Origin of the sequence: Flavobacterium sp., assembly GCF_044368995.1 — a bacterium.
Lineage (GTDB): Bacteria > Bacteroidota > Bacteroidia > Flavobacteriales > Flavobacteriaceae > Flavobacterium.
Window position 1 is genome coordinate 1 of record NZ_JBIPMS010000128.1, and the last position, 4648, is coordinate 4648.

Here is a 4648-nt window from a genome sequence, read left to right on the forward strand (position 1 = left end):
CTGCATGAATATTTTTAATGCTTCATGGCTATTTCCATTTCTATCTATTTTGTCGATGAAACGCATTAAGTAAACCATATTTCCTGCATCTTTTGGCATCATGATATAATTGCCATTTTGGTCGGTAGGGTATTTGGCTCCAGAAAGTTGCTCAAACGTTTGGCAGAAAATTGTGAAGGCTTCGTAGTTTGGATTTGGCTTTCTTTCTTTTTGCGTCGCAACAATTTTTCTTTCTTTTTCAACGTCGCTTACTGCCTGAAATGGGTTAATTTTCTTTTTGCAATTTTCAATAATTTCAATTTCTTCATTTTGGCAAAATTCTTTAGAATTTTTAGAAGATTCTTTTAAGTTGTTATTATTTATAAGTTTTTCTTCTTTAAAGTTTTTATTCTTAAGTGACGACTTTTCCCGTGTCGGATTTTCACCGTTACGGGTTTTTTCCGATACGGTGAATTCCTTATTCGGCATAAAATCTATCTCATAATCAAAGCTATCAAAGGTTCCTTTTTCTCCTCGTCTTTGAGTTCTTTTAAGGTATCCAGTTGATAATAATTCGTCAATATATTTTCTTAAGGTATCTTTAGAATACCCTAAATCTTTAGCCATTTTACCCTGATAAAATTCCCAATTTTCAGACATTGAAGACATATAGCAATATAAAAATCTTGCTCTATCTGAAATGTTTGAATTTCTTATCAAGTCGTTTGGTATTTGGGTAAAATACTTTTTAGTTTTATTGTTTACTTTGTTCATTTTAATCTATTTTATTAAGGTTTGCAAATTCACCATGAAATTTTATTGCGGCTTTATTGTAGGCACGGGCAGCATCTATTATGTCAATGTAACCACCTAAACTAATTGCTCTCCTATTAAATGTTATTACCGCGTAATATCTTTTATTTTGTTTATTATATCGTACACCTTTGTATCCAGAAGTATTTAATATTGATATTTTAGAATTGGCAATGTTTTGAGATTGAGTGCAAATTCTAAGATTATTTTTTTGATTATTTAAAGTATTGCCATCCAAATGGTCAATAACATATCCTTTTTCTGGTTTCATTAATTGTCTATGCATTGATATTGAACATGTAACATTACATTTTTTTGACTTTCTAAACCCTCTTATTGCGTAAAATTTACCATTACCAGTGCCTCGTAAACACCATTTCCATTGATTCAAATACTCAAAATCTTCATTATCTACCAATGCTACTTTTCCCTGCGTTAACTGAATTTCTTTCATAAGTTTTTATTTTTATTTATAAATTTTATTGCAAATTTAATACCACATTGATAGGCATGATTTATATGCCACTTTGCTTCAGGGTCTGTAAAAATAAAATCTGTATAACCTGTCATAAATAAATCTGCAATTAAATCTATTTGGTCATCAGATAAATTACAATCATGTTTTTCATGTATTGTTTTTCTAATTTCTTCTAATAATTCTTTATTGTCCATTTTGGTATAAAAAAAATGCCCCAATAGCTAGACATCTATCGGGGCAAGGTGAAACAAAGATTTGCTTCATGCTCCTTTGGGACGTTGTCTAGTCCGTTCCAAAGGATAAGCAAAGATAATAAATTTATTTACAATTCCTCATCCTCATTAAAAATCCTCATTAAAGGCAAATCCCAAACTAAAGAAAAAGCAATGATTTCCCCTTCTGGTGGTGCGTACATCCAATTCTCCATTTCATCGCAATACCTAAATTCATAAATAGGCTCTGGAATATTATCTCTTTCCATATAAATACCTGTTGCAAATTGTAAAGTGTTTTCATCTTCTGATTCATGCTTTATTAATAACATTAATTCAACCATATCACGCTGCAAATCTTCAGATTTTGACAAATAATAAGCGTCAGCAACTGTGGTAGTTTTTGGGTCATACCAAATAATATCGTGTCTATAAACTTTGTGTTTATTTACAATTTTAAGTTCTTTGCCATATTTGCCTCCATGAATGATTAGTTCATCATTCCAAATTTCTTTCTCGTTAATTTTCATATTGTTTTGTTTTTGTTTTTCCTTTTTTCCACGGCGGATTCCCAACCGCGCTTTGCATTTCCATGTATTTTACCACGGCTGGCGGCGTTTCGTATGTCACAGACGGAAATTCATTTCCCTCTGTGAAAACCTTATCCAGGGCTGCCTTAATGAAATTTGCCATGTTTTTAATCTTTTGTTAAATATTTTAATTTTTTTGCAATATTAGTAATTTCAAAATTTGACATATTTAGCCATTCTATGCCAAAACATAAATGTTGTGCGTTATCAAAATGTAAATTACTTCTAACGGCTATTTCATCAAAATCAGTATTTAAAGAAATTGAAATATCATTTAAATCAAGAAGTTCATAATCGTCTGGCATCACTTCATGAAAAATTAGGCATATTTCATATACCTTTAATCTTAATATAATAAATTGGTTAATCATATTCATCAGTTTCTTTCGTTTAAAGTTTTAATATTTTCATTTTTCCCCTCCTCAATAAATCCACTGCCTTGACTGCTACCAACTATCTTTAGATATTGATTCTCTACGCTGGCAGAATTAATAATAGTTTGGGCAACGTTGGCGATAACCTTCGCTTTTTCTAAATCATAGTTAGATTCTGGATCGGAAAGTTCTTCCAGTACGACAAATAGGTGATTTCGTAAATCGCTGATTTTGTTTTTCATTTTGTTTTTTGTTTGATTTGGTTTACTAATATTTGAACTTCTTTTAATTCCTGGGGAATTTTATTGTACTTTCGATTAAGTTGTGCTAAATCCTTTCGAGTGACAAGACACAAATTACTAATATCATTGTTGTAAGCATCGCCATCCAATTTAAATACGCACATATTTTTAGGTATTTCTCCATGAACTTGTTCCCAGTTATACCGAGCCAGTGACATCCATTTGTGATTAGCGTATTTAATTTCAATGTATTTATTGATATTCTTGATACTACCGATCGGTAAATTATTGTGTGGTAAATTACCTTTTTTGTAAACGCCTGTTAATTTTGCTATGTGTTCATTTGACAATTTTTGTCCTTTGTTCCATGGTTTATGACCTTTATAAAAACAGGTATTTCTTGCTATGCTACTTGTTTTTTCATTTTGCCATTGTGCTAAAGCTATCTTTCTAGCGTGTTCGCTTAAATACTTCTTATCTTTCCTTAATCCCATTGTGTGGGCTTTTTTGCTAATAGAGATAGATGAATGAGGCATCCATGTAGCGATAACTTTAGCCGGTGTAGTTGCGTATAATTTTGTAATTATTTCCAATTCTTCTTCGGTATAGGGTAGCTTTCTATTTTTCATTACCATTTCGTTGACGTCACCAATATGTTATTCTCTTTGAAATAAAATTTCTAACATAATTTCATCATCGGGAAGCTGCAACCATTCGACGGGAAATTCACAGTAAGGTTTATCAAAACTACCATCTTGCATAGTGACGGTAATTGATTTACGACTTACATAAGATTTGGTTAAATTAGTGTTCAAATCACCATATTTTTGAGGATTATATTTTTGATGCAATTCTAAAATTTCAATAATTCGCTTTACAAAAACTTTAGTATCTGCAAAATAAACAGCTCTTTTACTTTCCTCTTTCATTTACCTTTTGCCAATTTTTGTTTAGCAATATATTCTTCCCTCGAATTTTTACGGATTAATATTTCTTTTACAATTTCATCATTGGTAGCATCTAACCATTGAATGTCGATATAACAATAATCTTCAATAGTTATCAATTCAGAATTAATAACCGTAATTGTATTTCTTTCGTCGAAAACAAAAAGTAAATCTTCTTCAAGAATATCCGGATAAAGGTCTGGGTCATGTTTGTGGAATAATCTACAAATCTCAACACATCTTTGCTTTAATAAGGCATGGTTGGTAAAAAATTGTTTGTACTTGCTCATAATTTTGGTTTTTAAAAAGTAGCAAGGTTTTTGTCACCTTGCTACGAAGAACACTATATAACTAATCACTCACTAAAAAGCTTCTTTATAAATCAATCGATTTCTTCTCCTTTGTTAGGTGGTATCTCTCCCTTTGGTATGCCCTTTTTTTCTCTTTGTTTGCATGGTAATATGCCTTTCTTTTTTCAAATAACTCGGCTTTCTTTTCAGGCGTTAAAGCATTGTATCTTTTTCGACAATATTCTAAATACTTTTGTTTTTGGTATTCAGATACATTTTTTCGATACTCCTTCTTCTTTAGGTTGTATGCTATTTTTTCTTCAGGTGTCATGGTTAAAATGGTAGTTCTTCGTCAAAGTTTAATTTACTTTTCAATTCTTGTACGGCTGGATTATTAAGTAGCTGTACATTTCCTGTAGATGTTATCGAACTACTTTCTGTAGATGCAGCAGATTTTCCACCAAACTCTAAAGTAGCTACCCTACAGTTAAGAATAGCAGCAGGTTCTCCATTCTTTTGCATATAAGAATTAACCGTTCCGGATCCTTCTACCACAACATAGGTACCTTTGGTAATATGTGGCTGCAATTTGGTCCCTCTTTCTCCCCAGATATTACAAGATGTCCATATCGTTTTTTCTGAAGGATTTGGGCCATATATCTTTTCCGTGTGCGCTACACTAAAGGTGCATACAGTCGTATCGCCTACAGTTTTTAATTCAGC

Annotated in this window: 12 protein-coding genes; all 12 read right to left on the reverse strand. The window is 31.6% G+C overall.

The annotated features are described in order from the left end of the window. On the reverse strand, window positions 1–753 hold a 753-nt coding region (locus ACIQ2I_RS08035; protein WP_396181904.1), incomplete at its 3' end, for a helix-turn-helix domain-containing protein. 1 nt (window position 754) lies between these two features. Beyond that, window positions 755–1246 (reverse strand): HNH endonuclease, encoded by a 492-nt coding sequence (locus tag ACIQ2I_RS08040; RefSeq protein ID WP_396181905.1) that lies wholly within the window; start codon window positions 1244–1246, stop codon window positions 755–757. After that, window positions 1243–1464 (reverse strand): hypothetical protein, encoded by a 222-nt coding sequence (locus ACIQ2I_RS08045; protein ID WP_396181906.1) that lies wholly within the window; start codon window positions 1462–1464, stop codon window positions 1243–1245. The genes ACIQ2I_RS08040 and ACIQ2I_RS08045 overlap by 4 nt, the downstream gene beginning before the upstream one ends. Window positions 1465–1592: 128 nt before the next feature. After that, on the reverse strand, window positions 1593–2012 hold the full coding sequence (locus ACIQ2I_RS08050) for a hypothetical protein (RefSeq protein WP_396181907.1): 420 nt from the start codon (window positions 2010–2012) through the stop codon (window positions 1593–1595). Then, entirely contained in the window at window positions 2002–2175 is a 174-nt protein-coding gene (locus ACIQ2I_RS08055) for a hypothetical protein (protein WP_396181908.1), read from the reverse strand. Before ACIQ2I_RS08055 ends, ACIQ2I_RS08050 begins: the two co-directional genes overlap by 11 nt. A 4-nt stretch (window positions 2176–2179) precedes the next feature. Beyond that, window positions 2180–2443 carry a hypothetical protein gene (locus tag ACIQ2I_RS08060; protein ID WP_396181909.1) on the reverse strand — a complete coding sequence of 88 codons (264 nt, stop codon included), beginning with the start codon at window positions 2441–2443 and terminating at the stop codon, window positions 2180–2182. 5 nt (window positions 2444–2448) lie between these two features. Further along, window positions 2449–2688 (reverse strand): hypothetical protein, encoded by a 240-nt coding sequence (locus ACIQ2I_RS08065; RefSeq protein WP_396181910.1) that lies wholly within the window; start codon window positions 2686–2688, stop codon window positions 2449–2451. Continuing rightward, window positions 2685–3317 carry an HNH endonuclease signature motif containing protein gene (locus ACIQ2I_RS08070; protein WP_396181911.1) on the reverse strand — a complete coding sequence of 211 codons (633 nt, stop codon included), beginning with the start codon at window positions 3315–3317 and terminating at the stop codon, window positions 2685–2687. The genes ACIQ2I_RS08065 and ACIQ2I_RS08070 overlap by 4 nt, the downstream gene beginning before the upstream one ends. A gap of 27 nt (window positions 3318–3344) precedes the next feature. Next, the gene (locus ACIQ2I_RS08075) at window positions 3345–3617 is read right to left on the reverse strand and encodes a hypothetical protein (RefSeq protein WP_396181912.1); all 273 of its coding nucleotides are present in this window, start codon (window positions 3615–3617) and stop codon (window positions 3345–3347) included. Next, window positions 3614–3925: a hypothetical protein gene (locus tag ACIQ2I_RS08080; RefSeq protein WP_396181913.1), complete on the reverse strand. Its 312-nt coding sequence runs from the start codon at window positions 3923–3925 to the stop codon at window positions 3614–3616. Before ACIQ2I_RS08080 ends, ACIQ2I_RS08075 begins: the two co-directional genes overlap by 4 nt. An 85-nt stretch (window positions 3926–4010) precedes the next feature. Next, window positions 4011–4256, reverse strand: coding sequence for a hypothetical protein (locus tag ACIQ2I_RS08085; protein WP_396181914.1), 246 nt, complete (start codon window positions 4254–4256; stop codon window positions 4011–4013). A gap of 2 nt (window positions 4257–4258) precedes the next feature. Next, window positions 4259–4648: single-stranded DNA-binding protein (locus tag ACIQ2I_RS08090; protein ID WP_396181915.1), on the reverse strand; the 390-nt coding region annotated here is incomplete at its 5' end.